At 51.5% G+C, this 26,675-nt stretch carries 28 protein-coding genes and 2 pseudogenes; 17 read left to right on the forward strand and 13 right to left on the reverse strand.

The window, feature by feature from the left end:
* Window positions 1-122 precede the first annotated feature (122 nt).
* Entirely contained in the window at window positions 123-773 is a 651-nt protein-coding gene (locus EX31_RS17535) for a DUF1028 domain-containing protein (RefSeq protein WP_037035878.1), read from the reverse strand.
* Window positions 774-916: 143 nt separating this feature from the next.
* Here EX31_RS17535 and EX31_RS17540 point away from each other — a divergent pair, with 143 nt between their 5' ends.
* From EX31_RS17540 to EX31_RS17580, 9 genes are all read left to right on the forward strand, one after another.
* Window positions 917-2,491: an ABC transporter substrate-binding protein gene (locus tag EX31_RS17540; protein ID WP_037035879.1), complete on the forward strand. Its 1,575-nt coding sequence runs from the start codon at window positions 917-919 to the stop codon at window positions 2,489-2,491.
* Window positions 2,492-2,505: 14 nt separating this feature from the next.
* Window positions 2,506-3,453 carry an ABC transporter permease gene (locus tag EX31_RS17545; RefSeq protein WP_013574978.1) on the forward strand — a complete coding sequence of 316 codons (948 nt, stop codon included), beginning with the start codon at window positions 2,506-2,508 and terminating at the stop codon, window positions 3,451-3,453.
* Window positions 3,450-5,246, forward strand: coding sequence for a dipeptide/oligopeptide/nickel ABC transporter permease/ATP-binding protein (locus tag EX31_RS17550; protein WP_037035881.1), 1,797 nt, complete (start codon window positions 3,450-3,452; stop codon window positions 5,244-5,246). The genes EX31_RS17545 and EX31_RS17550 overlap by 4 nt, the downstream gene beginning before the upstream one ends.
* Window positions 5,243-6,028 (forward strand): ATP-binding cassette domain-containing protein, encoded by a 786-nt coding sequence (locus EX31_RS17555; RefSeq protein WP_013574976.1) that lies wholly within the window; start codon window positions 5,243-5,245, stop codon window positions 6,026-6,028. The genes EX31_RS17550 and EX31_RS17555 overlap by 4 nt, the downstream gene beginning before the upstream one ends.
* A gap of 16 nt (window positions 6,029-6,044) precedes the next feature.
* Window positions 6,045-6,818 (forward strand): FadR/GntR family transcriptional regulator, encoded by a 774-nt coding sequence (locus EX31_RS17560; protein WP_013574975.1) that lies wholly within the window; start codon window positions 6,045-6,047, stop codon window positions 6,816-6,818.
* A 573-nt stretch (window positions 6,819-7,391) separates the two neighbouring features.
* On the forward strand, window positions 7,392-8,306 hold the full coding sequence (locus tag EX31_RS17565) for a GGDEF domain-containing protein (RefSeq protein ID WP_037035882.1): 915 nt from the start codon (window positions 7,392-7,394) through the stop codon (window positions 8,304-8,306).
* A 213-nt stretch (window positions 8,307-8,519) separates the two neighbouring features.
* Window positions 8,520-9,557: an extracellular solute-binding protein gene (locus EX31_RS17570; RefSeq protein ID WP_013574971.1), complete on the forward strand. Its 1,038-nt coding sequence runs from the start codon at window positions 8,520-8,522 to the stop codon at window positions 9,555-9,557.
* Window positions 9,541-11,229, forward strand: coding sequence for an ABC transporter permease (locus tag EX31_RS17575; RefSeq protein WP_037035883.1), 1,689 nt, complete (start codon window positions 9,541-9,543; stop codon window positions 11,227-11,229). Before EX31_RS17570 ends, EX31_RS17575 begins: the two co-directional genes overlap by 17 nt.
* A 10-nt stretch (window positions 11,230-11,239) precedes the next feature.
* Window positions 11,240-11,935 carry an ABC transporter ATP-binding protein gene (locus EX31_RS17580; RefSeq protein WP_015689650.1) on the forward strand — a complete coding sequence of 232 codons (696 nt, stop codon included), beginning with the start codon at window positions 11,240-11,242 and terminating at the stop codon, window positions 11,933-11,935.
* On the opposite strand, the gene EX31_RS17585 is transcribed toward EX31_RS17580, so the two are convergent.
* Together EX31_RS17585 and EX31_RS17590 are read right to left on the reverse strand one after the other, a co-directional pair.
* On the reverse strand, window positions 11,932-12,414 hold the full coding sequence (locus tag EX31_RS17585) for a glutathione peroxidase (protein ID WP_037035884.1): 483 nt from the start codon (window positions 12,412-12,414) through the stop codon (window positions 11,932-11,934). The two genes, EX31_RS17580 and EX31_RS17585, sit on opposite strands and share 4 nt — an antisense overlap.
* Before the next feature lie 137 nt (window positions 12,415-12,551).
* Window positions 12,552-13,169, reverse strand: coding sequence for a dTMP kinase (locus EX31_RS17590; RefSeq protein ID WP_037035885.1), 618 nt, complete (start codon window positions 13,167-13,169; stop codon window positions 12,552-12,554).
* A gap of 337 nt (window positions 13,170-13,506) precedes the next feature.
* On the opposite strand from EX31_RS17590, the gene EX31_RS17595 reads away from it, so the two are divergent.
* The 3 genes from EX31_RS17595 to EX31_RS17605 all read left to right on the forward strand — a co-directional run bounded on the left by EX31_RS17595 (window position 13,507) and on the right by EX31_RS17605 (window position 15,199).
* Window positions 13,507-13,803 carry a chorismate mutase gene (locus EX31_RS17595; RefSeq protein ID WP_037035886.1) on the forward strand — a complete coding sequence of 99 codons (297 nt, stop codon included), beginning with the start codon at window positions 13,507-13,509 and terminating at the stop codon, window positions 13,801-13,803.
* A gap of 4 nt (window positions 13,804-13,807) precedes the next feature.
* On the forward strand, window positions 13,808-14,347 hold the full coding sequence (locus EX31_RS17600; protein ID WP_037035887.1) for a LysE family translocator: 540 nt from the start codon (window positions 13,808-13,810) through the stop codon (window positions 14,345-14,347).
* A 228-nt stretch (window positions 14,348-14,575) separates the two neighbouring features.
* The gene (locus EX31_RS17605) at window positions 14,576-15,199 is read left to right on the forward strand and encodes a pyridoxamine 5'-phosphate oxidase family protein (RefSeq protein ID WP_037035888.1); all 624 of its coding nucleotides are present in this window, start codon (window positions 14,576-14,578) and stop codon (window positions 15,197-15,199) included.
* 219 nt (window positions 15,200-15,418) lie between these two features.
* Here EX31_RS17605 and EX31_RS26435 read toward each other — a convergent pair whose 3' ends face one another.
* The 4 genes and pseudogenes from EX31_RS26435 to EX31_RS17620 form a co-directional block, all read right to left on the reverse strand.
* Complete coding sequence (locus EX31_RS26435; protein ID WP_255347874.1) at window positions 15,419-15,790, reverse strand: putative quinol monooxygenase; 372 nt, start codon at window positions 15,788-15,790, stop codon at window positions 15,419-15,421.
* Between the two features lie 18 nt (window positions 15,791-15,808).
* Window positions 15,809-15,961: pseudogene (locus tag EX31_RS26440) on the reverse strand (antibiotic biosynthesis monooxygenase); the annotation flags it as partial.
* Between the two features lie 44 nt (window positions 15,962-16,005).
* Window positions 16,006-16,284 (reverse strand): YciI family protein, encoded by a 279-nt coding sequence (locus tag EX31_RS17615; protein WP_037035890.1) that lies wholly within the window; start codon window positions 16,282-16,284, stop codon window positions 16,006-16,008.
* 15 nt (window positions 16,285-16,299) lie between these two features.
* Complete coding sequence (locus tag EX31_RS17620) at window positions 16,300-16,875, reverse strand: NAD(P)H-dependent oxidoreductase (RefSeq protein ID WP_037035891.1); 576 nt, start codon at window positions 16,873-16,875, stop codon at window positions 16,300-16,302.
* A gap of 140 nt (window positions 16,876-17,015) precedes the next feature.
* On the opposite strand from EX31_RS17620, the gene EX31_RS17625 reads away from it, so the two are divergent.
* A complete protein-coding gene (locus tag EX31_RS17625; RefSeq protein ID WP_037035893.1) occupies window positions 17,016-17,915 on the forward strand; it encodes a LysR family transcriptional regulator in 900 nt (299 codons plus the stop codon).
* 480 nt (window positions 17,916-18,395) lie between these two features.
* Here the strand turns inward: EX31_RS17625 and EX31_RS17630 are convergent, their stop codons facing one another.
* The gene (locus tag EX31_RS17630) at window positions 18,396-19,331 is read right to left on the reverse strand and encodes a quinone oxidoreductase family protein (protein ID WP_013574958.1); all 936 of its coding nucleotides are present in this window, start codon (window positions 19,329-19,331) and stop codon (window positions 18,396-18,398) included.
* A gap of 70 nt (window positions 19,332-19,401) precedes the next feature.
* Between EX31_RS17630 and EX31_RS17635 the strand changes: the two genes are divergently transcribed.
* Entirely contained in the window at window positions 19,402-19,884 is a 483-nt protein-coding gene (locus EX31_RS17635) for a MarR family winged helix-turn-helix transcriptional regulator (protein ID WP_037035894.1), read from the forward strand.
* Window positions 19,885-19,982: 98 nt separating this feature from the next.
* Here EX31_RS17635 and EX31_RS25530 read toward each other — a convergent pair.
* Window positions 19,983-20,126: pseudogene (locus tag EX31_RS25530) on the reverse strand (TolC family protein); the annotation flags it as partial.
* 42 nt (window positions 20,127-20,168) lie between these two features.
* Between EX31_RS25530 and EX31_RS17640 the strand changes: the two are divergent.
* On the forward strand, window positions 20,169-20,372 hold the full coding sequence (locus tag EX31_RS17640; RefSeq protein ID WP_015689645.1) for a hypothetical protein: 204 nt from the start codon (window positions 20,169-20,171) through the stop codon (window positions 20,370-20,372).
* Window positions 20,373-20,393: 21 nt separating this feature from the next.
* On the opposite strand, the gene EX31_RS17645 is transcribed toward EX31_RS17640, so the two are convergent.
* Window positions 20,394-21,449 carry an SDR family oxidoreductase gene (locus EX31_RS17645; protein WP_037035896.1) on the reverse strand — a complete coding sequence of 352 codons (1,056 nt, stop codon included), beginning with the start codon at window positions 21,447-21,449 and terminating at the stop codon, window positions 20,394-20,396.
* 97 nt (window positions 21,450-21,546) lie between these two features.
* Here EX31_RS17645 and EX31_RS17650 point away from each other — a divergent pair, with 97 nt between their 5' ends.
* Entirely contained in the window at window positions 21,547-22,443 is an 897-nt protein-coding gene (locus EX31_RS17650) for a LysR family transcriptional regulator (RefSeq protein WP_037035898.1), read from the forward strand.
* A gap of 324 nt (window positions 22,444-22,767) precedes the next feature.
* On the opposite strand, the gene EX31_RS17655 is transcribed toward EX31_RS17650, so the two are convergent.
* The 3 genes from EX31_RS17655 to EX31_RS17665 are packed head-to-tail and all read right to left on the reverse strand — an operon-like array spanning window position 22,768 to window position 25,480.
* A complete protein-coding gene (locus EX31_RS17655; RefSeq protein WP_231576077.1) occupies window positions 22,768-23,196 on the reverse strand; it encodes a cyclophilin-like fold protein in 429 nt (142 codons plus the stop codon).
* 48 nt (window positions 23,197-23,244) lie between these two features.
* A complete protein-coding gene (locus tag EX31_RS17660; RefSeq protein WP_037035902.1) occupies window positions 23,245-24,273 on the reverse strand; it encodes an alpha/beta hydrolase in 1,029 nt (342 codons plus the stop codon).
* A 10-nt stretch (window positions 24,274-24,283) separates the two neighbouring features.
* The gene (locus EX31_RS17665; RefSeq protein ID WP_037035905.1) at window positions 24,284-25,480 is read right to left on the reverse strand and encodes an MFS transporter; all 1,197 of its coding nucleotides are present in this window, start codon (window positions 25,478-25,480) and stop codon (window positions 24,284-24,286) included.
* 230 nt (window positions 25,481-25,710) lie between these two features.
* Between EX31_RS17665 and EX31_RS17670 the strand changes: the two genes are divergently transcribed.
* Window positions 25,711-26,601 carry a LysR family transcriptional regulator gene (locus EX31_RS17670; RefSeq protein WP_037035906.1) on the forward strand — a complete coding sequence of 297 codons (891 nt, stop codon included), beginning with the start codon at window positions 25,711-25,713 and terminating at the stop codon, window positions 26,599-26,601.
* The last annotated feature ends 74 nt before the right edge of the window (window positions 26,602-26,675 follow it).

A 26,675-nucleotide genomic window follows, 5' to 3' on the forward strand; every position in this document is an offset into this window, starting at 1 on the left:
ATGACGCAGTGACCCCCAAATATCTCTTAACGACTCAAAAATCCGCAAATTAAAATCACCCGCAAAACCCTTTAATGTTTCTGATTCTCATGGCCTGTACCTTTATGCAATCTTATGACTGATTAACGCAGCTGGCCTTTCGGTAAGGCGGAAAAAAAATCGGCATGAGAAGGAGAGCGCGTCTGTTGCAGGATCTCCGCTAACGCCTCCAACGGCGCATCGGACCAGTCAGCGCGCAGATCAACGCTGGCATACTGGCGGTCGCACCAGATTTTCAGCGCCGCAGATTTAAGCCCGCGCCGGTCGCCGCCTGCCTGCGCACCGGCGTTCATGGCCCCCAGAAGGCGGTCGGCCAGCGGCAGGCCAGTTTGCAGGTGATAATTTTCCAGCATCGCAAACAGCGTTCGTTCCCCAGTCAGTAAATTCCCACCGACGACACATTGATGCCCCGCGATGCTTCCGGCCCAGACTCCGCAATCTCCCCCGCTCCACTGCGCCGTATTGCCCTGATTATCGACTATCAGTAGCTGCCTTCGGGCAGCGTCCGCATCCTGCGCCAGCAGGTTTTTCAATGTATATGCCGCATCGGCCCCCTGCTGTAACAACGTCAGACCCCGCTCACCGTAAAGTGGATTGGTCATTGCCTGGGTGGCAATCGCGCCGGTCTGCGCACGTCCGTGTACCACCAATGCACCCACGGCAGGGCCAGCGGTAGCGGTGGCGACACCCACCGCACCTGAGTGCGGATCCCGCGCCACGATTGAAAAAGTCATAAGTACTCCGCGACAGTCTGGTTAAATTTATACGTATAAATTATTGCAATTCAGTTAATTTATACGCATAAATAATAAACAGGACAACGCCTGATTTTTTTCTGAGGTTTTCACATAGCCTTTTATTAAGCGACGAGGTCGATATGCTGCCAGCTTTGCAAAAGTCATTTATGCCAATCTGTTTTTGTCTCTTTGCGCTGTCGTGGCAGGCTCAGGTGCAGGCCAGAACCCCTGCGGATGCGCTGTTGATTGGTCAGGTGGCTGAGCCACAATCGCTGGATCCACAGGTTGCTACCGCAGCCAACGACTCGCGCATTCTGGTGAACGTTTACGACGGACTGGTGCGTAACGGTGAGGGGAAACTGGATATCGAACCGGCGCTGGCCACCCGTTGGACAATCAGTCCCGACGGCCTTACTTACCGCTTTTATCTGCGCGAGGGGGTGAAATTTCAGGACGGAACACCGTTTAATGCCGATGCGGTGAAATTTACCTTTGACCGTATGCTGGATGATAAAAATCCGTGGCATGACACCGGGCCTTTCCCGTTGTCGTTTTTCTTCTCTTCGATAAAAAACATCGAAACACCGGACCAAAATACGCTGGTCTTTAGGCTGAAAGAGCCGTTCTCACCGTTTCTCTCCAACCTCGCCACGCCAACCGGCCTTATCGTGTCACCAGCGGCAGTGAAAAAATACGGCAAAGAGTTTGGCCGTCACCCGGTCGGCACTGGCGCATTCCGCTTTGCAGAATGGAAAGCCAATCAGCGCGTGGTGGTGACGGCCAATAGTGATTACTGGGACGGTAAACCTGCGGTACAAAACGTGGTGTTCCGCCCCATCACCGATGGTAATACGCGGGTCGCCGAGATGCTTTCCGGCGGCATTGATGCAATGGTAGAAGTGCCTCCTGACACGGTGAAACTGTTCAAGGAGAAAAGTGACCGCTTCCGCCTGTACCAGACTACCGGCCCACACGTCTGGTACGTGATGCTCAATACACAAGTGCCACCCTTTAACGACGTGCGGGTGCGACAGGCGGTGAATTACGCCATCAATAAACAGTCGCTGACAGATAAAATTTTGCAGGGTTCGGCCGACGTAGCCGAGGGCCCGATCCCCCGCGCCTTTAACTGGGCGGCCAATAAAGAGGTGACGCCCTATCCTTATGATCCGACTAAAGCCCGCGCACTGCTGAAAGCCGCCGGAGCAGAAGGGACAACGCTGACCTTCTACGTCGCCGAGGGGGGATCAGGCATGCTGGATCCCATCCCGATGGCCACCGCCATTCAGGCTGACCTGAAAGCAGTAGGTCTGAATGTTTCGCTCCAGACCTATGAGTGGAATACCTATCTATCGAAGGTTAATGCCGGTCTGGACAATCACACCCATATGGCGGAAATGGCCTGGATGACCAACGACCCTGACACCCTACCTTTCCTGACGCTACGCACCGACGCCTGGCCGAAAAAAGGCGGTTTTAACTCCGGTTATTACAGCAATCCGCAGGTGGACAATCTGTTGCAACAAGCGCGCATGACCACAGACACCGCAACGCGCGCCGCGCTTTACAGGCAGGTGCAGCAGCTCGTACATGACGATGCACCGTGGATTTTCGTCGCCAACTGGAAACAGAACGCCGTAACCTCCACACGAATTCAGCACTTCGCACTGCAACCGAATTTCAATCTGTTGCTCAACCGGGTAACCAAACAGTAATCGGAGAGAAACTTATGGGGAGTTACGTGCTTAAAAGGCTGCTCTCGACCATTCCGGTGTTTATCGGGTTGTCGCTGATTGTTTTTTTGATTATGGCAATGATCCCGGGGGATCCGGCTCAGGCGTTGCTCGGTGCCTGGGCCACGCCGGAAAACGTCGCACGGATCAATCAGGAACTCGGGCTGAATAAACCGCTCTATCAACAATATCTGATCTGGGCGGGCAATATTTTGCACGGCGATTTTGGCCGTTCTTACGTGCTTAATCGCCCGGTCATTGATGAAGTGATGGAGCGTTTTGGCGCCACGCTGTTGCTCGGAGGCTGCGCACTGCTGTTAAGCACCGTGCTGGGGCTGCTGGCCGGAATACTCTCCGCCGTCCGCCAGTTTGGCCTGGGCGACCACATCATTACGTTGCTGGTGCTGCTGGGAATTTCCATGCCTTCGTTTTGGATTGGTCTGCTGCTGATCATGCTGTTCGCCGTAGAACTACAATGGTTCCCTGCTTCTGGTATGTATGCCATTTGGGCCGGTGGCGGCTGGCTCGACTTGCTGCATCATCTGACCTTACCCGCTATTACGCTGGCGATTGTTGCCACCGGCGTTATCGCTCGCCTGACCCGCACCGCGATGCTCGAAGTGTTGCGTCAGGACTTCATTCGTACCGCCCGCGCCAAAGGCCTGTCCGAGCGCAAAGTGATCTATAAGCACGCCTTTCGTATGGCGCTGGTGTCAGTCATTCCGGTGATCGGTATTCAGGCCGGTTTTGTGCTCGGCGGCGCGGTCTATATAGAGACGGTATTTCAGTGGCCGGGGCTGGGCGCAATGATGGTGAAAGCCGTCGCCACCCGCGACCTGCTTCTGGTACAGGGTGGCGTGCTGGTAGCCGCTGCGGCCTATGTACTGATCAACCTGTGTGCTGACATTTTACAGGCGCTTCTCGACCCGAGGTTAAAATCATGAGCCAGAACATCACCACTGTCACGCCTCGTCATCGCCAGCCGTTGTGGGCGCTGCTGTTGGCCAACCGGCTGGCCACGCTCGGCCTGATCCTGCTGGTGCTGGTGGCAGGTGCCGCCCTCGCCGCGCCGTTGCTGCCGTTACCAGACCCTGACGCCACCGATCTGCTCAACCGTCTGCTGCGACCGTTTTCGCCCGGCCACTGGCTCGGCACAGACCCGCTGGGCCGGGACATGCTCTCCCGCCTGCTGTGGGGAACCCGCGTGTCACTGGCAATGGGAGTTTGCGCCACGCTGCTGGCCGCACTGTTCGGTACACTGATTGGTCTGGTCGCCGGGTATGCCGGAGGTAAAACCGACAGTCTGTTGATGCGCCTGATCGATATGCTGATGGCCTTCCCTTATATACTGTTGGCGCTGGTGATCGTCACGGTGCTGGGTCCCGGACTGCTCAATGCGCTTTACGCCATCTCGGTGGTGAATATTCCTTTCTTCGCCCGTAATATTCGCGGTCTGACCGTTGGCCTGCGTCAGCGCGATTTTATTCAGGCGGCGCGGCTGTCGGGCAAAAATCATTTGCAAATTTTGCTGACCGAAGTGCTACCCAACATGATGCCGGTTGTGGTGGTCACCATGTCAACCACCGTCGGCTGGATGATTTTAGAGACCGCCGGGTTGTCGTTCCTCGGACTGGGAACCCAGCCACCCAACGCTGATTTAGGCTCGATGCTGGGTCAGGGACGCGCACAAATGTTCAGCGCACCGCACGTTTCCATCGTACCTGGATTGACGATTTTCATTCTTGTCATGAGTTTTAATCTGCTGGGTGACGGCGTGCGCGACCTGCTCGATCCACGACTGAAGTCCGGCATTCTATTGCGCGGGAAAGCCGTCACTACGGTCAATCGTGCCAGCGTTCCCTCTGCCATACAGGGCAATAATGCACTGCTGGAAGTGGTCGATTTACAAGTGAATTTCCGCTCGGGAAAACAATCCGTCGCAGCGGTCAAAGGCGTAAGTTTTTACGTTGCCAAAGGAGAATGTCTGGGGCTGATTGGGGAGAGCGGATCTGGAAAAAGCGTCACTGCGCTGTCCGTGATGGGGCTGGTATCTTCCCCACCGGGAGAAATCACCGCTGGCGCGATTTACGTTGGCGGCGAAGAGATGCTGTCGCGAACGCAAAGCCAACTGCAACAGTGCCGCGGCGCGCGGGTGGCCTATATTTTCCAGGATCCGCTGACCACCCTGCACCCTCAGTTCAGCATTGGCGCACAAATCATTGAAGCCATTCAGGCCCATCAGCCGCTGTCAAACCGGCTGGCTAAAGAGAAAGCACTGACGCTGCTCCACAGCGTAGGAATTGATGAGGCTGCGGCGCGCTTCGACGCCTTTCCCCATCAGCTTTCTGGCGGGCAGCGTCAGCGTGTCGGCATCGCAGTGGCACTGGCCAATGACCCGGAAATCATCATCGCCGATGAACCCACTACCGCGCTGGATGTCACGGTACAGGCACGTATTCTCGAGCTGCTGCAACAGCTGCGTCGTGAACGTGGCCTGACGCTGCTATTCATCACTCATGATTTTAGCGTGATCGCCCAGATTTGCGACCGAGTGGCAGTGATGCGTAACGGCGAAATTGTTGAAAGCGGTGAAACCCGGTCAGTGCTGCGGGACCCGCAGCATGATTACACCCGCAGGCTGATTGCCAGCGTGCCGAAACTCGGCCAGGGACGCGATTTCCTCAAACAGGTCGGCGAACTGTATGCCAACTCAAAACCACAGCCGGGGGCAATATGAGCAACGTGATTGAAGTCAACGGGCTGGTGAAAACCTTCGGCAGTACCTCCGGCTGGTTCTCCGGCCGCAAACTGCAGGTTGAAGCGGTAAAAGGGATATCTCTGCATCTGGCTGAAGGCGAAACGCTGGCGGTAGTGGGTGAAAGTGGTTCAGGTAAAAGTACGCTGGCGCGAATGCTGGTCGGTCTGGAACGTCCGACGTCCGGCACCATTAAACTGATGGGCGAAGCGATGTCGACACATGCTAAACGCAGCGACAAAGCCTTCGGCCAGATGATTCAGTATGTTTTTCAGGATCCTGTGGCCTCGCTCAACCCCCGAAAAACCATCGCTGATACGCTGGATGTGCCGCTGCGTTATTTATGCGCCTACCCCACCATGCGACGTAAAGCGCGAATGCTGGAATTGATGGAGGCAGTGCAGATGCCTGCCGACGCGCTCAGTGGTTATCCGCATGAGTTTTCTGGCGGTCAGGCTCAGCGGTTAGCGATTGCCCGCGCACTGGCGGCCGAGGCCCGTATTCTGGTGCTTGACGAGCCGGTCAGTGCTTTAGATGTATCGGTACAGGCACAGGTTTTGTTATTACTCGATCGCCTGAAACGTGAGTTCGGTCTGTCGTATCTGTTTATCAGCCATGATTTAGCGGTGGTGGAGTCCATTGCCGATCGCGTGGCGGTGATGTATCACGGTGATTTAGTAGAATGCGCGGATAATGATCGGTTGTTCAACGCACCGCAGCACGCCTACACGCAACGTCTTCTGGCCAGTGCGCCAAGGGTTTAAATCAATGAAGGGATTTATGAGTATTGAAATGACACACCAACCGGAACCGGTACGCCGCAAGCGCACTGATGAAATTGTCGATGCCATCAAAGAGAGCATCATCAGCGAGAATCTGCTGCCCGGCGACCGTCTGCCGCAGGAGAAAGATCTGATAACGCGTTATGCCGCAGGCAAAGGCACAGTGCGTGAAGCGCTGAAATCTTTAGAGGTTCAGGGGCTGATCCGCACCAAAACCGGCCCCGGTGGCGGTGCGTTTATTGATTCAATGACCGAATCTCGCGCCATGAGTTTGCTGTCCAATTATCTGTTTACCCGTCAGCTTTCCATCAGCAATATCTACGCCTTGCGCAAAGCGCTGGAGCCTCTGGTGGCGGTCAGCGCCATCGGCAATATCGACGCCAAAGGCTTCGTGCAACTGCATCAGCTGATTGCCGTCTACGATCATGAACCCGCTGACGAAGCTGAACGCTGGGAACAGCGCATGGCCGAACTGGATTTTCACGGCGTGGTGGCCAGTTATTCTGACAACGTGCTGCTGGCGTTTATCTGCCATTTCCTGCAACGTCTGCTCAAAGATTTGGCCGTCTGCAAAGATATTTACCAGCGCCCCGAGCCGGTGGCGCGCAGCGTCGGTATTGATTATCAATATCGCCTGATCGACGCGATGCGCCGTCAGGATGCCGCCACCGTTCAGCAGATCATGACCGAACACATGCAGCATGCCGAAGACGCCATGCTTGGGCTGGAAGCCACGCTTGAGGAGCGTTTTTTGAGCGACCGGGCGGAGTGACGCGTCTTCTGAAACCTGTTTCAGCGTGTAAGTATCCCGCTTAAGCGGAAGTTAGATCAGAACAGAGGTATGGCTGTCGCTGGTGTTGTGAGCAGCCAGATATTCATCCATTTTTATTATGCTGATGAAAATAAGAGAAAATGTTATGCGCCTGTACATGCTTTACCTGGGGACTATGCAGCCGGGTGATATACCTGTACCGGGATATTTGATTCAGACAGACGAAGGCCGCTGAAAACGGTGGCTGCTGTTTCCCCGGGTGTGATTCTGAGTAGTTCAGCTACCGGTCAGCCCGGTGAGAAAAGTTCGAGGCGCGCTAAATAACCTTGTAAAAACAGCGTGCGAGAGTGAGCAGTCTCGGGCAGGGTCAGCCTGCTCACGCCCCGATGTCACGCCTAAACTGTCATCTTGACAGTTTGCTGGCTCATCTGATAAAGAAGAAGTCCCGATTGATCCCCCATCATCACTCAGCCTGTTTTGTGCGTGTTGCGGCGCTTTCTCAGACAATAAGAAGGTCAGAGTCTGACACTCCCGAAATCTGATTTTAGTATCTACCTGTATCAGGGACTAACTATGCCATTTTTGAAGTATGAAAGCGGACTTTTTACTAAAAACAAATCACGTAAAATTCTGTATATGCCAATGGCATTATCGGTGATGCTGTGTATTTTTGTTATGGTGTTTAATCTTGTCGCATTTTCTACAAAACAGAACGAGGGTTCCTGGATACAAAATTCTGGCTGGATATTTGATGGCATCCAATTGCTGATACTTAACTTTATCTTGTGGAACTTTAATCGATTATTATTGAAAACCAGTCTTCGCCGATGGATAAACGCGGGGCTGATGATATGGATTGTGTCTGCAGCATTTGATCTGATGGATGAAATTATTCGCCAGCCGATGTGGGTCGGGTATTATCTTGAGGATCTCAGTAAGCTGGCAGGTATGGTCTGCGTCTCAGCAGGCATCTATTTCATCGTACGTTATGTGAATAATAAATATTCGGATATGAGCATTAATTCATTCCGTGACGAGCTTACGCGTTTGCCAAATCGTCGTTATTTTAAAAACGCCCTTATGGACTTAGATAATGTCAGTGTTTACGTCTTTTTAATCGATATTGACTTCTTCAAAAATATAAATGACAAATACGGCCACTACATTGGCGATGATGTCCTGAGAGCCTTTAGCCTGATGCTCAGTGAACTCTTTAAAAATAACGTCATCGCCGCCCGCGTCGGCGGAGAAGAATTTGCCGTCATCGTGCAAACATCGGTATTTGAAGAAGCACGATTAATGGCCGAAAAAATATTAGTTCATGTCAGAGAATTAGTGGTTAATGATGAAATTCGCTTCACCGTCAGCATCGGTGCCGGGATAAAAAAAGAAAATGAAAGCCAGGAAAGCTTGTTCCGACGTATAGATATCGCGTTGTACCAGGCGAAGCACTCTGGAAGAAATCGTGTCGAATGGGTGGAGGAGTAAGAGGTAAAACGATCGGGTATCAATCCCCCTGCATAAGCCCTCCCGATTCCGTGTCCGGCCATATCATCGCGTTGATTAAAGTTGTGTAAATGTGAATCATTTACACTTTGCAATGATTGTAACTGTGAGTGATTATCATTTATTGTGCGCATGCCGCAGGGATCTTGTCCTGCCCGGGTCACAATTAGTTTCAATTACTCTGGGATATCAACGATGAATGCTTTGCCTCGCACCGGACTGCGCCGTATCACGCTTGCATCGGCTCTGGTTTTCTCCGTCAGCCTTCCGGCTTTCGCCCAAGATACTTTGACGCTTTATACCACTCGCGAACCCGGTCTGATCCAGCCATTGCTGGATAGCTGGACACAATCGAGCGGCATAAAAGTCAATACGGTTTACATCAAGGATGGCATGCTCGAACGTGTTAAAGCGGAAGGCCAGAACTCCCCTGCCGACCTGCTAATGACGGTAGATGCAGGAAATCTCATTGATTTAGTGGAAGCAGGTGTGACACAGCCTGTGGAGTCACAAACGCTTAAGACGGCTATTCCGGCAAACTTGCGAGGAGCAGATAATCAGTGGTTTGCGCTTTCGATGCGCGCTCGCGTGCTTTACGCCGAGAAATCGCTGGCGATGGATAACTGGCATTACGAACAGCTTTCCAGCCCGGAATACAAAGGCAAAGTATGTATTCGCTCCGGCCAGCATCCTTACAATACCGGACTGATTGCCGCCATGATTGCCCACCACGGTGAAGCGAAAACCGAAGAGTGGCTGCGTGGTGTGAAGGCTAATCTGGCACGTAAAGCGACTGGCGGCGATCGTGACGTTGCCCGCGATATCCTCGGCGGTATTTGCGATATTGGCCTCGCAAACTCTTACTATATCGGCCATATGAAAAACGCCAAAGAAGGCACCGATGCGCGTAAGTGGGGCGATGCCATTAAAGTGGTGAAACCTACCTTTGAACAAGGCGGCACGCACGTGAATATCAGTGGTGCTGCAGTGGCTCGTTATGCGCCGAACAAAGCTGATGCCGTAAAACTGATGGAATATCTGGTTTCCGCACCCGCCCAGCAACAATACGCCAAAGCGAACTTTGAATACCCGGTGCTGAAAGGTGTGGCGCTTGATCCGGTGATCACCGCCACCATCGGTGAAATCGATGTCGATAAAATCCCGTTAACCGAGATGGTGAAATACCGTAAACAAGCGAGCCTGCTGGTAGATAAAGTTGGATTCGATCAATAAATCACTTCGTCTTCCGACGTTACGCGGCCTGGTTTCCGGGCCGCAGTCATTATTAACGCCGCTGCATCTTGCCGCGCTAGGTATTGCGCTTGGCGTACTCACACCTATCGTTGCGCTAATCTGGCAGGCGACGCAGGCTGATTTCTCGCACTGGGATAATCTCATTACTTTTGTGCTGCCTTCGGTGTTGAAAAATACCGGGCTTTTGCTGGCAGGTGTCGCCGTGATCGTGGGGGTGACTGGCGTCGGCAGCGCGTGGGCGGTCACAGCATGGGATTTCCCCGGACGCAAAATACTTAGTTGGGCGTTACTGCTGCCGCTAGCCATGCCGACTTATATTGTGGCCTTTGCCTGGCTTGACCTGCTGCATCCCCTTGGCCCGCTACAAACATTCATTCGTTTTTTGCTGGGCTTCGACAGTCCGCGGCAGTTCCGTTTACCGGATTTACGCTCCCTGCCCGGCGCCATTATTCTGCTCGGCTTAGTGCTGTATCCTTACGTTTATCTGACGACCCGTGCGATGTTCATCAGCCAACCTGCGCATTTGCTGGAAGCCGCTCGCACCCTGGGTTGCAGCGCTGCCGGTGTTTTCTTTCGTGTTGCCCTGCCGATGGCTCGCCCGGCGCTGGCTGTCGGTATCAGCCTGGCACTACTGGAAACGCTCAATGATATCGGCGCATCTGAATTTCTTGGCGTACAAACGTTAACCGTCACCGTCTACACCACCTGGATTTCACGTTCCGATCTTGCCGGTGCCGCGCAAATCGCCTGCATGATGCTGATGTTTATTTTCTGCATTCTGACGCTGGAATTTTATGGTCGCAGAAAACAAGGCCTTAGCAGCCGCAGCTTGCGAGAGATTCAACCTACCAGAGTACGCGGCTGGCGTGGATGGCTGCTCAGCTCGGTTATTGCGTTACCGGTTATTCTGGGGTTCCTCGCACCGGTTGTATTTTTAGTCTGGGAAAGCGCAAAGCGTTTAGGTGAAGAAAATCCCCTCTCCCCTTCGTTGCTTTCAGCCTTACAAAATACGCTGTCGCTGGCGGCAGGCACCACTCTGGTGGTGGTTTGCGTCAGTTTACTGGTGGCCTGGAGCGCGAGGCACAGTGCCGCAGATAACACGATGTCGGGCTTTCGTCGCGGCGTAATGCGCCTTGCGTCCTTAGGCTATGCGGTGCCTGGCACCATTCTGGCGATTGGTTTTCTCACTCCGGCAATGGCAGCAGACAAATGGTTGGCAGATTTAATGGATATTCGCGGCTTACCGCTGATGTCCGCCGGTATCTTGCTGGTTATCTGCTGCGCGATGCGCTTCCAGGCCATTGCCATCGGTGCACTGGATTCCGGGCTTGGCCGTATCCCTCTTTCGCTGGAACAAGCGTCGCGTTTGTTGGGGGAAAATGGTGCGGGGACTTTCGTGCGGGTTCACTTCCCGTTGCTGCGCCCCGCGCTGGTTAGCAGCGCATTATTAGTCTTTGCCGACGCGATGAAAGAACTGCCGACAACCTTGCTTTTACGCCCGGTAAACTTCGAGACGCTGGCAACGTTACTCTATGCAGAAGCAGCTCGTGGAACCTATGAAGAAGGGGCCATTGCCGCCTTAATGATTGTTCTCGCAGGCACGCTGCCGGTTATATTGCTGGTGCGTCATCAGATGACTCGCCACGGCTAAAGGAACCACCATGTCAGAAATTGCGTTACGCCTTCAGGATGTGCATGTGGCTTATGACAACGGCCAGCAACCGGTATTGAAAGGATTTTCAATGTCAGTACGTGAGGGGGAGCTTGCTTGCTTATTGGGAGCCTCGGGTTGCGGGAAAACCACGGTGCTGCGTGCCGTTGCCGGGTTTGAACGGCTGCAAAGCGGTGAGATCTATGTTTCACAGCATCGCGTTGCCGGGCCAGGTCTTCATCTGCCGCCAGAAAAACGTCATGTCGGCATGGTCTTTCAGGAATATGCGTTATTCCCACACCTGACAGCTCAACAGAATGTTGCGTTTGGCCTGCGCAGGATACCGCGTGAGGAGCAGCAAGCCAGAGTGACGGCGCTGTTAAGACTGGTGGAATTGCATAGCCATGCCAGCCGCTATCCCCACGAACTCTCCGGCGGGCAACAACAGCGCATTGCGTTGGCTCGCGCGCTGGCACCGAATCCAGAGATCCTATTGCTGGATGAGCCCTTTTCCAGTCTGGATAAAAAAACGCGCGAGCGACTCGGCGGCGAGGTGCGCGATATTCTGCGTGAAGCCGGGCAAACGGCACTTCTGGTGACGCACAGTGAGCAAGAAGCGCAATTGATGGCAGATCATATTGGTTATGTGCAACAGGGTGAATATCACAAAATAAAGGTGGACGATTCAAATTACGCGAACATTTAGATTTCAAGTGCAGCAAGTATTACGGTTTCCATTTTCTCCGGGGTGGTGAACGGTGCAAAACGCTTGAGCGGTTTGCCGTCGCGTCCGATCAGGAACTTAGTGAAGTTCCACTTGACCCGCCCACCGAGCACACCGGGCAATTCGTTTTTCAGATACCTAAACACCGGGTGCGTAGCAGCGCCGTTGACCTCCACTTTTTCGAATATCGGGAAGCTCACACCATAGTTGATGTGGCAGGTCTGCGCGATTTCGTCGGCGCCGCCGGGTTCCTGCTTACCGAACTGGTTGCAGGGAAAACCAAGCACCACCAGACCCTGTGCAGCGTACTTCTTGTAGAGCGCTTCAAGGCCTGCGTACTGTGGCGTGAAGCCACAATGGCTGGCGGTATTCACCACCAGAACCAGCTTACCCGCATAGTCGGCCATAGAGATGAGCTGGCCATCCAGACTGGTGGCGGTGAGTTGATGAAAGGTGATCATGTCGGGCTCCTCAGAGGGGATTGGCAAAGTCGAACGAAAAGAAAAACAAACCGACGTGCTAAAGGCCTCGCGTCGCGATGAGTAAGATAGAGTCAGTCGCAGCGCCGGTTCAATGAGTCTGCCCGCAAAACCGATGACTATGGGCATCCGGGCACTCTGTAGATCTCAGAAATAACCTGCATGGTTGCGTCTTCGATCATTCCTTCATTACGGCATAAAACCCAGCCGTGATCTGCAACTTCCCGCTCGAACGCCTGGGTACAGGCGACATGATCTTCCAGCTTATGAATCACAGTACTACTTAGCCCACGCGGTCGGGCTGCGGCCCTCGCCCATGAAATATCAGGCGCGGTAACCACCCCGACATGCAGGTCTGGCATTCTCACATTTCGTTCAATGTTAAGCTGTAAAATCTCTGCAAATGGAACCATCCGGCGAAACGCGGCTTCCGACGGGTACCAACGATCCATCAAGATAATGCTGTCCGGTGGCTGTTTAGTCAGCACATGCCGGGAAATCCATGCACGGCTATCAGCAAAGCGCTCACAAACCTCCCGCTCCAAATCCCGGGAGGGATTTCTGGCGAGCCTGTTCACGAGGGCCATTGTTTCCCTCCTGTAAGGATCGCTTTTTTTCTCGCAAAGCCGGACCACCTTCTTGTTGTCAGCCCTGAGTACTTTCGTCATGGCCTCCAACAGTGTGGTTTTGCCGACCCCCTTGGGCCCATCCAGAGAAATAAACAACGGACGACTCATTCCTGAAATGACGAGTGATACAGGGTTTTTGTAAAGCTCAAATCTGGCAAAAGCATCTTATTTCCTTCAGATGAACAGACACTGATGAACATTCCGGCAAGGGTTCTGACTCACGGGTTGTGACCTGCACGGTGTAGTTTAAGGGATCCGCATAGCAAACGGAAAACATCCCACGTTAAGCCTCACAAATTCATCACCATGCCAATAGCAGCGAGCTTCTGGATAAGTTTTACTTTATATATCGTCCTCTCAGCCAGAACCTTTCAGGTTCAAAACTGTATTTAATCGAAATTTTATGTAAGCTCATGAACTCACGTACTAGTCAGATGGATTGAAGATGAATTTTTTGTCAATTGAAGATGTTAGAAATCGAATCGATCAGATTGATCGCGAACTGGTTAAGATGATCGCGCAACGCAGCGAATGTGTTAAAGCTGCAGCAGCTTTCAAAATTGACCACTCAGCCGTTCGCGCGCCAGACCGCGTCCAACAGGTCATCGACAAGGTATGTCAACAGGCCACTGAAGCAGGACTGCCCGAAGTGATTATCGAAAAGGTCTACCGGACAATGATCGGTGCGTTTATCGATTATGAACTCGAGCAACACGACCAGATGCGACAGGAAAAACGCTGACATCATGCGCCAACATACCATTCAGCTTATTCCCCTTACTGTAGCGGGTATCGAGGCGGTAAACGCCAACAGCGATATCTCTTTTGGGCGGCATACTCACGACCCGTTCGGCATTGGTTTGATGGACAGCGGCGGGCAAAAATCCCTGTATACCGGTGTGACTTACCTGCTGTTTATGGCGTGGCAAACGCTTCGGGATAAGACACTTTTATCCGCTGGCTGCCCCGGGTTAGCGTTATCTCATCGCGCCTTGATACAGCAGGCTGTGGTTGCCAATCTTCTTAATCCCAAGCTTTCGCTATTTTTCCTGGCATTTCTTCCGCAGTTTATCGCCACCAGGGATGTACACCCCACACAGAGCATGTTGATTCTTTCTGCAATTTTTGCGGCCATGACTTTTGCTGTGTTTTCTCTGTATGGCATTTTTGCTTCGGCTGTTAGTCATAGTGTATTAGGAAATCACAGGGTGATGACCGGCATTCGTTGGGGTGTAGCGCTGGCCTTTACTGCAGTTGGGATTCGACTGGCGATGGCCGTGCAATAATAAACATTCATGTTAGATAGCACTGGAAAAAGTGTGCTTATAAGAGCTATTGGATGTCCGATTTTGGCACTAACCGGCCCGCTACGTTGGAAACGTCGGCTCTGAGCGAAGAGCTGACGCTACTCCTGGAAAATAAATACTTATTAGCCATAAAAATGAACAAATAAAAAAGCATCTGCTATAAATATCAGCATGCATTGTGTTTTGAAATCAATGGAAGTGAATGAGATGGCTGATGAAAAAATGCTAATTACTGATAGTAATGAGCTTGAGCAACTTTACGGTGCGGTAGCAAAACCTTCTTTAACGAAGGTGACAGACCATATTCATCCTGCCTACCGCCCCTTTATTGAGGCATCAACATTCGTGGCGCTTGCAACATCGGGACCTGATGGTCTGGATGTATCGCCAAGAGGGGATCCTGCAGGCTTCATTTACATCGAGGATGCTAAAACTTTATTCTTGCCAGACCGCCGGGGTAATAACCGCATTGATAGTCTACGCAATATATTAAATGACAATCGGGTTGCGCTGCTCTTTTTAATTCCCGGCATTGGCGAAACTTTGCGTATAAGTGGGACAGCTGAAATACGTAAAGACCCGGCTTTGCTGGATAAATTCGCAATCAATAATCACCCCCCTAAAACGGTGTTGCGCATTTCAGTGGAAAGCGTTTTTTTCCAGTGTAGCAGAGCGATCATTCGCTCAAAACTCTGGGATCCTGCCGCACAAATTGACAGGCAGGCTCTGCCCAGCACAGGAAGTATCCTGAGTATGATTTCACAGTCAGAAATTGATGGTTTGGCTTACGACGAGGCCTTGCCGGAGCGATTGAAAAACACACTTTACTGATTGTAATGTTGGGCGACTACATAACATCAGCATCGATATGCCGAAGCAGCCAGCAATCCCCTGATACCTGATACTCCGGCGAAACGCAGGGAAGGCGGAATGCGAACCTGGATTGACAATCCTTAACGCTCAGGCAATCTTTCATCTGATAGATGAATCCTGTGAACTTCAGAATTGAATTAATTTTTTTCAGCCCTGCTTGCCGGGCAGAGCAGTTATTCACTCAATTTCATATTTCAGACCGCCTTTATTCATCAGCAAACCAGGTTTAATTGCTATGGCTTTTTTATAAGTCGTCATTTCTGCTGTCTGCTCAATGTATTCTTTAAAATGGGGGGTTATACGATGGGCCTGATAAGCTTCTTCGCTGGCGTATATTTCATAGAAATACCAGCGGTTAGGGTTCGCTTTATCGATAGCGGCGTACATGGCCAGAACCCCCTCCTCCAGCTTAATGGACTGTGCCATTTCGGGCAAAACGACATGGCGAAAAGCCTGCCCAAACTCTGATTTCACATCAACGATGACAAAGTGATTTATCGTGTTATCGCTTTGCACAATCTTTTTATCTGCCAGAAATTGCGGGGCCACATCAATTCTACGCTTTTGACCCGTTTCAAGTGCCTGGCGAATCAACGGTCGCGAAGCACTTTCATCAAGCGACCACGGCTGAGGAAGGCGTTCCGGTTCGCCGTAACTCATGCATCCCAGACACAGTCGTGAGACATTCAGGCCACTTCGCCCCAGGTTTACATACTGCATAATCATCTCCCTGCCACGTTATTTAATGAAAATTGCGACGTCTGTTATTGCCAGCTTCCCACCATTTTCGGGATGAATTCACGAATCTCATATTCAGCGAGATTGGGGTGATAGGCGTCTTCGCTCAGAATAGCGTCCAGCTCTTCCCGGCTTTCAGTCTGAGCAATAATCACCCCTGCTCTTTCGCGATCGGAATAGGGACCGATGAGAACAAACTTGCCTGCATTGAAATACTGCTGAAACCAACTGACATGGCGCGTGAAAAGCGCCTCATGCTGAACAGCCGTAATATCGCCATTCACCGTAATATTGATGAGATACATTTTCCCTCTTCTCCTTTACACAGCCATTTTTAAAGCAAGGGTAGTTTCTTTAATCGCGGTAATCAGACGCGCGGCATGAACTTTTGCCAGTGTTTTCTGTTCCAGGACTTTAGCTTCATCACGTCCTGCATAGCTGATGCCAAAGGTGTAAACCGGCTCCTGCCAATCCAGATTGCACAGCAGTGCTGTGGTTTCAAACGGTGTGATGTATTGCTGAATGTCGTGACCGAACAAACCTTCAGGGGAATACAGGCCCTCTGGTGCTCCGGCGGTAAAGGAAATGATCAGCTTTTTGCCACCCAGTTTCGCGGTTGAGCCATGGGCAAAGCCGTGAACTAATACCTGATCAATCCATAACTTCATTAAGCCCGGCACTGAATACCAGGAAAAAGGAAACTGCCAGACAATCACATCGGCGTTGAGTAAGGCTTCCTGTTCCTGTGCCACGTCGATCCGGTAGTCAGGATACAGAGCATCAAGACAGCGAATTTCAGCTTCGGGCAACGCTTTTGCGACTTCATCCAGGATAGTGGCGTTACCAATGGATTCACTAAGATTCGGATGACCTGAAATAATCAGTACATTTTGCATTTTTGGCTTCTTTAACAGGGGTTTGTTTTACTGTAAGTGAGTATAACCAACCCTGATTCTGTTTTTTAGAGCAGCAATAGCTCATACACTCTTAGCCAATAGCTAATAATCTAACTTTGTTTCCTCTGCTGGATGTCGCCATGAACAATGTCATTTACAACCAAATCCGTATTTTCCAGAGCATCGCCCGTGAAGGCAGCATCACTGCTGCGGCCAGGAAACTTGAGATAACGCCACCTTCGGTCAGCAAAGCGCTAAAACTGCTTGAGCAGCATATTGGTCACCCGCTTTTTGTGCGCACCACCCGGCGCATTGAGCTGACGGATGCCGGGGAACAATTGTTGCAACAGACATCGCGGGCTGTGGCGTCACTGGAAAGTGCGGTGGAAAGCATCAAAGACCTGAATCAGGAACCCTCCGGGCTGGTCAGAATTACGCTGTCACGCTTTGCCTACCTGCTTATCCTGAAGCCCTTTATGGCAGAGTTTTGCCAGAGCTACCCCGGAATACAGCTTGAGATATCCGTTTATGACGGAACCGTGAACATGGTTGATGAGCGTTTTGATTTGGGCATTCGTTTTGGGGATATCCTTGAAGAGAGTGTTGTGGCCCGCCCGTTGATGAAACCGTTTCGTGAAGGTTTGTATGCTTCTGCGGCCTATCTCGCGGAACACGGTACGCCCAAACTGCCAGCGGACTTGCATCAGCATCAACTCATCGGCTACCGCTTTATTACCAATAACCGCCTCCTCCCTCTGATGCTGGAAGATAAAGGTGAGCAATTAACCGTTGAGATGCCAGGGCAGCTCATCAGCAATGATATTGATGTCATGGCTGATGGCATACGCAGCGGTCTTGGAATTGGCAGATTGTTTGAGCCGGTGTATGAATTGCAGCCCGATAAAGAGCGGTTTATCCCGGTGATGATGCCTTACTGGAAAACCTATCCACCGGTTTATCTCTACTACTTAAAAAACACCGGCAAGGCAAAACGAGTCAAAGCGCTGATTGATTTTTTAATGATGAAAACCAAAAAATAGCTGACGACATAACCTGTTAAAGGTCCACATCCGTTTGAAGCGCTAAACAGGTATATCGCTGCGTGCGCCGTAGCCGTTAAGGTCAGGAGCAATAACTGGCCGACCACCCGGAGGTCTGTGAAATTTCGGATCCCTCAAAGTACCGGTTAAGCCGTTGATAAATATGAGAGGTGCGATGTTACCTCAGTCTTTTGGTGGTTTTGACAGGATAAGAGTTCAAATTTAGTTTATTTATTAGCCAGCTCATGGCAAAGGTGATCCAGTCAAAGGAGCCAAATTTAAGAAGCCCGCTTAGGAAACTCAGCGGGCTTCTTGCTTTTCATGCTCCGGTACTATGCCTTTATGGCTTTGATGCAATCAGTGAGTGTGAAATTTCCGAAGACAGCCACAGATTCCATGCATTAGCATTTAGGTAACTTTATGATTTTTCCATACCATTTCTGAGAAACCCGCTAAGGACCAGACTGCATTTGTTTAACATCAGATATTGAAAACAGTACGGCAACGGCTGTCATCTTCATTCCAGGCATCATTCACTTCGCTTAATGGCCGAATACGAAATGGGACTGAGAAATCACTCAAAGCAGCAGCTTGTAATAGTTCACCAACCGAAGCGACCAGTTCAGCATCAGATACGCTGCCAAGTCCGCTCCCCATCAGGGTCAGTCCTGATGAGCGTAGTAATTTGCTATGTAATGATATTTCTTGTCCACTTAATGAGCCGATCTGCACAAAACGCACCAATCTGGCACCTCCGGCAGCGGCAGACTTCATAATATCAAGCGCACTCTCCCCCCAGAGATAATCCAAAACGACATCAACACCCTGTTCCATGAGTGCCGGGAGTTCATGCGATAATTCATCCAGCGTAAGCGTGATATCAGCCCCCTGAGTACGGAGTTTCGCCAGGACTTCAGTATTACGCCCAGTCGCGATGATTTTCCCCGCGCCCAGGTGACGAGCGATACGCACCGCCAGACCGCCGGAGGTGCCTGTCGCGCCATTGATGAGAACAGTTTCCCCTTTTCGCAGCTGCGCCCTGCGCGTTAATGCTGTCCAGGATGACATTCCGGGATTACCAATGGCGGCTGCCATTGAGAGATCAAGTGTTGCCGGGAGCGGCACAATACTTTTAGGCGTAACCAGGGTCATCTCAGCCATACTGCCAAAAGGGGAGCTCAATGCGAAAAAAAAGACCGGGTCTCCGTTAGTCAGATAACCTGCGCCATCAATTCCGGGTATAAACGGATATTCCATTGCTGAACTGTAGTGTGTTCCTGCGGCCCGCGACTTGGCCAGTTGACTGATTGCAGCGGCTTTAACGTTAACCACTATATGCTGCTCATCTCCCTGAGGGTCCATGAAATCACCGTAAATCGGCGTTTCGCCTTTGCCATTAACAAGTGCTGCTTTCATTAAGTTCACCTTTAGCTCAAGAAATATATGTGTACAATGCACACATTATTCCCACTCCCGGATGCCGTCAATGAAAAGAGTGCAAAATACACATAAATCCGATTATTTTGATGATTTACATGATACGTTGCTGGCTATCGTCGGTGCTTTCAATCGGCCGCAACGTGATGAAATAATGATAAAAAACTCCGGTATTAATATTGACCGTGCATTATTTCCACTGCTGGTCCTGATAGGCCGCTTTGGCCCTATAGGTGTAGGAGAACTCGCTGATCGGGTGGGGCGGGATTATACGACGGTAAGCCGTCAGGTAACTAAACTCGGGCAAATGGGCCTAACCCATCGACAGAGAAATGTTAAAGATAAGCGAATTAACGAAGCGGTCGTTACGCCTGAAGGAAAAATGATGACCGATAAAATCGATCACACGCGAGCACTCATTTATAACGACATCTTCAATAGCTGGCCGGACAATGACCGCGTTGAATTCGAAAGATTATTGAAAAACTTCGTTCATGATTTTAATGCATTGGAACCCATTAAGTCCGTTTGATCCGGACTTATGAATATGCAGGCGAAGTGCGCAATAAACTTAGCCTGCACGTAAACAGCCGTACATGGCAGGGTCCGCTAGTCTACAGCTCCACGCTCCTACCCTCCTCCCAAGGCCTTGTAAAGGGTAATAAGACTGTTTTGCTGCGAAAGTCTGCTCTGAATCAGAGACTGTTGCGCAGAGAATAATGTCCGTTGCGCATCCAGCACATTCAGGTAGTCCGTCGCACCGTTAGCATAGCGATGGCTCATCACCATTCCCAACCCTACCGTGATGTGTTGAGCATGTCTGACTCATTCAAAGGCACTTGCGCTGAACGCCTGCGTCAGCGGCTTCTCTTTGCCTTTGAGAAAATATCAAAGGACAAAAAAATCCAGCAAATGCTGCGCTTGTCTTTGACTGAGGGTGTACGTCTTCCGGAAATTGTTGATCGTCATTATGACGAATTCGTAGAGCCTCTGGCAGGAGCGATAGGCAGCTTAATCTGAAATATGCTGCCCGGTGCTTTGTCAGGGGATAATGCGTGCCGCTCTCAGTTGCGTGAACAGGCTGAAAAACATTTCGTGGGTGGCCTGCATACGGGTAAAGCCTGCCCGGCGCAGCTTGCTGCCATCACCAAACATGTCGTAATCCCAACCAAACACAAAATCTGCAAAACTCCCGTCGTTCAGCTGTAAAATGTCAGTTTCCATCAGCCGCTGCCCGGCAAGTTCACGCCATGTCGTGCGGTAGTCCTTAAACAACTGATGAAATGACAGCCGGACCGGCGGTGCGTATTCCAGCTCAAACCAGCGCGCGATATGCGGCCAGAGCTCGCTCCAGCGCCAGATGTCACCGTTATTCACGTTGAAAGCCTGGTTCTCTGCCGCAGGCGAGGTTGCAGCCCACAATGTCGCCTCTGCCAGCAACCCGGCGTCAGTATGATCAACGATGCTATGCCAGGTTTGTTCTGAACCGGGAAAGCGGAGAGGTAAATCCTGAGCCTTACACAGCGACGCATACAGTGCGATGCTCATTGCAAGATTCATGGCATTGCCGGGCACCGCGCTGCCAACCACACCCGGCCTGTTTGCATTCCAGTGCCACGTTTTCCCACGCTGAAAATGGCTGAGCCATGTGAGCTGAGCCACGTTAAATTCTGCACCGGGTATGGCGGGATCGCTTTCACGCGCCGGGGTTTTGAACGGTCCAAGATGTGCGCCATAAACTTTGTATCCTTGCATCAGGCTTACAATCTGGAGGGGTGCCATTTTCTCAATGTTACTGACCAGATTGCGCAACATGGTGACGTTCGGTTCAACCATTTCTGTCCAGTTCGCGGCGTTCACCCAGGCGCTGTAAAAAATATGGGTGATGCGGCTGAGTGGTTGCAGTGCCTGCGCGCTGTTTTGCGCATCCAGTAAATCGACGTTTACAACCTGAATATTATCAGGGTGAGATAATGCATTGCGGCTCAGCCCGATAACCTCCCACTCATTTTGCAGAAGTGTTTTGACAAGCTGGCTGCCGACAATACCGCTGGCGCCGGCGACCAGCGCGACCTTTTGTTGCTGCGTCTTATTCATGGTGTTTCTCCAGAGAAGGTGACAGATACAGTGTGATATATTATTTTTTTCACACATATCCCATGAAACTGATGGCACTTATAAGCAGAATCATTAAATGAATAATAAGCTCAATGCCATTGCCACCTTTCTGCGCGTAGCACAAGCAGGCTCTTTTTCTGCAGCCGCCCGCCAGAGCGGTATGAAGCAATCTGCGGTCAGTCAGCAGATTGCCGCACTTGAGGAGGAGCTCGGTGTGGTATTGCTGCATCGTACAACGCGTGTGATGGCGCTTACTGAGCAGGGAGAAAGTTACCGGCGTGATATGCAGCTTTTGCTGGAGGCCATGCGGGAAGCAGAAAGGCGTCTGAACCCTGCCGATCACCACTGGCATGGCAGGGTTCATGTGCAGTTGCCGAGCGGGCTGGGCCAGCTCTTTTTACCCCATCTGCTGACGCTTCAGAAAATGAACTCAGGATTGCACCTTACGCTTTCACTTGATGACCGCATCGCCGATCTTGTCACTGAAGGGGTGGATGTCGCGCTGCGCTTGACCCGTGAGCCTCCGCAAACGCATGCGGCGCGCGTGCTGGCACGTATTGAAACGGCGCTTTTTGCCGCCCCCGGTTTTAAACCGGTTCATTCTGTGAGTGAGCTGGCGGCACATCCACATGTGCGATTCAGCGGCATCGCGCCGGAGGCACCACTACGGTTAGTTTCTGATAGTGAAACTATCGACATCAAAGTTAATACCGTGTTCCGGGCTAATACCAGTGAAGCGCTGTTACAGGCGATAGAGTCAGGCATGGGTATCGGTGGCATGCAGCTACCGCTCGCGGCCAGGGCTTTGCAAGCCGGTACGCTGGTTCCGGTCTTACCCGCCTACCGGTTACCTGATCGCTTCCTCTATGCGGTCTACCCGGACGCCCGCTTTATCCCGCAGAGGGTCAGAAGCATTATCACTGTAATCGAACAATTACTGCCTGAGATGACGGAGCCTTTACGCATTCTATAATGCTTTTTTCATAAAAATACGGCTCGTGCCTTCCGGTTGACAGTCAATACGCCCAACCCCTTCCCTCCCATCAACATGAACTCCCCCACAAACGCCGGCTTCAATTCAGAGAGTGGAAGACCCTCACTGTGGGTAACGCGCTGATTGACGCATTCATTGACCGGGGCTTATGCGATCTGGCAAAGGAATTTGCGTTCCCTTTAACCTGGCTCATAGACATGGTGATGGCGGGACTGCGCGCGGGGGCACCGCTACGCTCTGTTTCTCAATAGACGACGGCAAAGCGTGCATGCAGAAACTTCCTGCGATATCAATATCGTTGTATTACTGTCTGCTGAACTCTACCTCTATTTTATCTGTATCCCCCATCGCGGGGAGTGTCCCGGGATTTACAACGTTCCCGATGGGGGTGTAGCGATATGAAGAGTCAAATGAGGCATAGAATAAAACCAACGTTTGCGTTCCGTACAACATGAGATCACCGGCATGAAGGGTCCCCGGCCGCACCGGGCTGGAAGGCAAGCTATGAGGCAGTTCGGCAAATTTCTCGTTACCATTTAACTCCGTCATTTCGAGTTGCAACGGTAAGGTATTAACAAAGGATTTAGCCGCCGGATTGTCGTGAATTCTGACTTCAAATGGTTGACCATTAATGATCATTCTCGCCTTCATGACGTTATCCTTACGCTGTGTGGTGTCGGCATGGCTTGCAAAAGCGCACACCCATAACAGGCTCGTGAGTAAATATTTCACATGACCTCCGGAAGAGCAGCCACACCCGGCAGGATGTGGCTTTGGCGTTTAACTGAGGTGAGTTTTAAAGAATGACGCCAGCTTGGCGAAAGGGATCAAATCGGTACGGTCGTACAAATCGACATGGCCAGCACCCGGGACGATATACAACTCTTTCGGCTGTCCGGCACGTTTGTAAGCATCTTCGCTGAATTCCTTTGAATGCGCCTGGTCGCCGGTGATGAAAAGCATCGGGCGCGGAGAAATCGTTTCGATATCATTGAACGGATAGAAGTTCATAAACTTCCCTATGCTGCTCAGCATCGGTTTTGTTGTCAGCTCTTCTTTCTCGCCCTGTGGCGTATAACCCCCCCGTGGTGTGCGATAGAAATCGAAGAATTCCCGCTGAACCGCAGAGGTTGAATCATCAAGCTTGTTCACGGTTCCGGGGATATAGGCAATATCGCCGCCTTTAAACTCGACCAGCCGTTGTTCTGTAGCAGACTTAATAAACGCTTTGCGCTGTTCAGGCGTCACGGAATGATTAAGACCATTACGGAACACAGACCCCATGTCATACATGCTGACGGTGGCAATGGCCTTCATTCTCGGGTCAATTTTGGCAGCACTGATAACGAAGCTGCCGCTACCACAGATACCCAGTGCACCAATTCTCTGCGGATCAACATAAGGCTGAGTGCTGAGATAATCGACTGCAGCACTAAAGTCATCCGCATAGATTTCAGGGGAAATCAGATGACCGGGTTTGCCGTCACTCTCCCCCCAGAAGGAAAGATCAATCGCCAGCGTCACGAACCCTTGTTCCGCCAGTTTCTGGGCATATAAATTTGAGCTTTGTTCTTTCACCGCCCCCATCGGATGACCAATGACAATAGCGGGATGCTGCACGTCTTGCTTCATCCCTTTCGGTATAAACAAATTACCGACGACTTTCATTTGATACTGGTTTTTAAAGGTCACTTTTTGCCGGGTGACCTTATCGCTTTGGTAAAAGTTATCGGCTCCGTTAGACATATCGGCTCCTGTCGCAGCAAATGAGCTGATTAACAGCCCTAACATCAGGGTAAATACTTTCATTGATGAATCCTCAGTGGGTTGGATGGATATCTTTACGTGACGTTAATAAAGCCAGGGCAGCCGCGATGACGAGTAAAATGGCACTGATGAGAAAAGTGCTTTGATAGCCACTATGGTCAAAGGCAAAACCCCCGAGAGTGGAGCCCATGGCGATTGACAGTTGCACGATGGCAACCATAAGACCTCCGCCCGCCTCCGCATCTTCCGGCAGGGTTCTGGCAATCCATGTCCACCATCCGGTGGGGGCCGCCGTGGCGATTAATCCCCACAACCCCAGCAACGGCGCAACGATCCATACACTGTTTCCAAAAGCGATCAGCGCCCCGGAGATTGCAGCCATCAGCAAGGGAATGGTGATAAGAGTGGGATAAAAGGCGGTCTTCAAAAACGTGCCAATCACCAGGGTGCCGATAAAGCCCGCCATACCGATGGTCAGCAAAATGAGCGACAGCGTGGTGATATTTACCTGCGTGACTGTCTCGAGGAACGGGCGCAAATAGGTGAATAAGGAAAACTGCCCCATAAAGAACAATCCGCAGGCGGTAAGGCCAGCGGCCACAAGCGGGTTAGCAAAAAGACGAAAAACATTGGCAGTCCTCTTATCGGCTTTCTCCGTGGTCATTGCAGGCAGGCTGAACCACTGCCATATAAAGGCAATGACCGCCACCGGAACGATGCAAAAGAACGCCCCGCGCCAGCCGATGACAGACCCGAGATAACTCCCCAGCGGAGCGGCTATAACGGTTGCCAGCGCGTTACCGCCGTTAAAAATAGCCAGTGCACGGGGAACCCGATGCGCCGGAACCAGGCGAATAGCCGTAGCGGCAGAAAGTGACCAGAATCCTCCAATCGCGATACCAATTAATGCGCGGCCCACCATGTAAATCAGATAACCGGGTGCCAGCGCGATAATTGCACCGGAAACGGCCATCAACAACGTCATGCTCAGCAGCAATACCTTGCGGTTGAGTGTTCCGGCCAGCACAGAAATGGAGAGACTGGTCAGTACCGCAAACAGACCGGAAATCGCGATCCCCTGCCCCACGCGTCCCTCGCTGACACCTAAATCGGCTGATATCGGCGTCAGCAAGCTCACAGGCATAAATTCCGAAGCGATGAGCGCAAAGACGCATAACGTCATCGCGAAAACCCCGCTCCAGTAAGCGTGCTCTTTTTGACGTTTTGTATGACTCGGCAATGCGGACATAAATAGTAATTCCCAATAATCCAGGGTTATTTGCACACCCGCTGAACGCTATTCGCAGAAATAACGTAAAAAAATAAAACGTGAAATAAAGATGAAAAAATAAGAGCGTTAATCTTCCCTCGCGGAATAAGCTCTTGTTGAAAATTTTACACGCGGTGTGCATCATTACTAGCTAATGGATACTGAATGGGCTTATAAGCACTACTTATTAATAAGGCGGGAAGGACTTTATGAAACGCAACCTGAACGATCTTCTTTATTTTATTACGGTTGCCCGTGAAAGCAGCTTCACCCGCGCCGCTGCCAAGCTGGGCGTCACCCAATCCGCACTGAGCCAGGCGATTTCAGCACTTGAAGAGGATATGCAAATTCGCCTGCTGACGCGTACAACCCGTAGCGTATCGCCGACCTCTGCCGGAGAACGGTTGCTACTGACCATAGGCGATCATGTTGATGGCATACTCGCCGAGTTAGACATGCTGACTGAGATGCGTGATAAACCCGCAGGAACTGTTCGCATCACCTGCGGCCCCCATGTTCTGAAAACCATACTGTTGCCCAAATTATCGCCTCTGCTGAAACACTATCCGGATATCAGACTGGAGTTTGATGCTAACCACGGTTTTCGCAACATCGTCGCCGACAGGTTTGACGCGGGTGTCCGTCTGGGTGACACCATCGATAAGGATATGATAGCAATACCGATTAGCCCGAAGTTGCAAATGGCTGCGGTCGCATCGCCTGAGTATTTTGCTACCCATACGATGCCGCAGACGCCACACGACCTTCTCCAGCACAACTGCATTAATATGCGGCAAGCGACGTCAGGGGGACTTTACGTCTGGGAGTTCGACAATGAAGAAGGCCCGGTAAATGTCCGGGTTACCGGGCAACTGACGTTTAATACGACAGCACACATGGTGGACGCGGCATTAGCCGGGCTTGGCATCGCTTTTCTGCCGGAAGAAGAGTTTGAATCACATATTGAGGAGGGGCGCCTGATACGCGTGCTTGAACCGTGGTGCCAGCCATTTCCCGGCTATTACCTGTATTATCCCAGCCGTAAGCAACCCTCACCCGCATTTTCACTGGTCGCTGATGCCTTACGCCACAAGGCATAGAAAAGCCCGCTGGCCTTCAGGCAACGATGAGCGAAGAGATGACCAGGTCTTGTTATGTTAGCCAGTGGCAGGCC

It is taken from the genome of Rahnella sp. WP5, assembly GCF_000745615.1.
GTDB classification, from domain to species: Bacteria; Pseudomonadota; Gammaproteobacteria; order Enterobacterales; family Enterobacteriaceae; genus Rahnella; species Rahnella aceris.